A 1,761-nucleotide genomic window follows, 5' to 3' on the forward strand; every position below is an offset into this window, starting at 1 on the left:
CTGAAACATGAAGTTGGTGGAGCACAGCGTCTGACCAAGGAATTAAAGAAATCATCACCGGGGAATAATCGTCTGGCATCGATGGAGAAGCTGTATAAGGCAAGAACCTACTTTAAGAACAACTGGAAAAAGATGGTCTATCCGGAAGCCCTGAGCGCCCATTTACCAATCGGCTCTGGGGTTACTGAAGCGGCCTGTAAAATATTGGTGAAACAGAGGATGTGAAGATCAGGTATGCGCTGGAAAGAAGAAGGTGCCTCAATGCTGTTAACACTCCGAGCGATCATATGTTCAACAGGACATTGGTCATCTTTTTGGAAAAAAATGAATCAATACGGTTTTCCAATTACTCATAACCTTCAGGCAGGACATTGATCAGGCTGAGCACCCGATCAGGTTTTGTGTTTCAGGTGATGTGATGCAGACTATATAGCCTTTGTAGAAACTCTTAATGGCGGCTATAAACGTGTTAAATATTCTGATTGGCAAGATTTTATTGGAGCATTCGTGCCAGCTATGAGAAATTGCAGAAAGTGTACTCAGTGGTGCGTCCATAATCAAAGGTACTCGGCATATTTTGGTACCTTTGATTATGTTTCTTATAGAAAGTTCACATAAGATCAACGATTGTTGGCACTAGAGATAAGAGCCGCTTTTTCCTGCTCTGACAGAAACGCAATGGTCAAACCATTTTCTTGAGCCTGTCTGATATCTGCCTGCGTTAACCCAGCCGCTGGAGCCGCTACTTCATATTCATAAGGCAGCTCGATACCCTCTACTGCCGGGTCATCCGTATTGATAGTTGCGAGCACACCGTGATCGAGAAACTGCTTCAGAGGATGGCTTTCAATATTAGCGAATGTGTTGGTTTGAATGTTGGAAGTCAGGCAGGATTCTATGCCAATCTTGTGCTCTGCCAGATAATCCATCAATGCGGGGTCGTAAATGGCTTTAACGCCGTGGCCAATTCGGGTGGCACTCAGTTCTTTGATGGCTTGCCACATGCTTTCCGGGCCTGCAGCCTCACCGGCATGAACCGTAATATTCAGGCCTGCATCGTGCACCTGACGGAAATGATCAACAAAAAGTTCGCCAGGCTTACCCAGTTCATCGCCAGCTAAATCAATTGCTACCAATTCATCTCTAAATGCCAGGCAGGCATCCAGTTCTTTCTGGCAGGCTTCCTGACCAAAAGTACGGCTTAGAATGCCAATCAGATTGACTTTAACGCCGAATTTTTCAGAGCCTGCTTTAACGCCATCAATCACTGCTTCAACCACACCTTTTGGATCGAGGTTGTGCGTCATTGCCATATAGCCGGGGCTGAAGCGTAATTCGGCATAATCAATGCGGGCATTCAGGGCATCTTCTACGTTCTCGTAGGCGATCTGGCGGCAGGCATCGTAGTCCGCCAGTACTTTTACTCCCCAGTCCAGCTTACTAAGAAAGCTGACCAGATCAGGTTCCTGGCTGATAACCCGGACGTGTGGGATCAGTGCTTCCAGATTGTTTGCAGGCAGTTCCAGGTTATATTTTCTACCCAGTTCCAGAATGGTTTCCGGACGAATATTGCCGTCCAGGTGGCGATGGATATCAGTGAGTGGCATTGATGGAGTAATCATGAATACGTCTGCTTATTGATTTATTAACGGAGTCATCTTACATGAAATCACTGCTGTCCGGTTAAAAATCTGGGGAAGAACTGAAGTGCTTGTCTCTGTTGATCTACGGTAAAATAGCGGTTGTCGAGACAGCTATTTT

The 1,761-nt window shown here is 45.9% G+C and carries 1 protein-coding gene and 1 pseudogene; one reads left to right on the forward strand and one right to left on the reverse strand.

Translation table 11 applies throughout. The annotated features are described in order from the left end of the window. Positions 1 to 225 (forward strand): annotated as a pseudogene (locus AKL11_RS25620) (ISKra4 family transposase); the annotation flags it as partial. 395 nt (positions 226 to 620) lie between these two features. Here AKL11_RS25620 and add read toward each other — a convergent pair. Then, positions 621 to 1,622 (reverse strand): adenosine deaminase, encoded by a 1,002-nt coding sequence (add, locus tag AKL11_RS09085; protein WP_067516617.1) that lies wholly within the window; start codon positions 1,620 to 1,622, stop codon positions 621 to 623. Positions 1,623 to 1,761 lie beyond the last annotated feature (139 nt).

It is taken from the genome of Endozoicomonas ascidiicola (assembly GCF_001646945.1).
GTDB classification, from domain to species: domain Bacteria; phylum Pseudomonadota; class Gammaproteobacteria; order Pseudomonadales; family Endozoicomonadaceae; genus Endozoicomonas; species Endozoicomonas ascidiicola.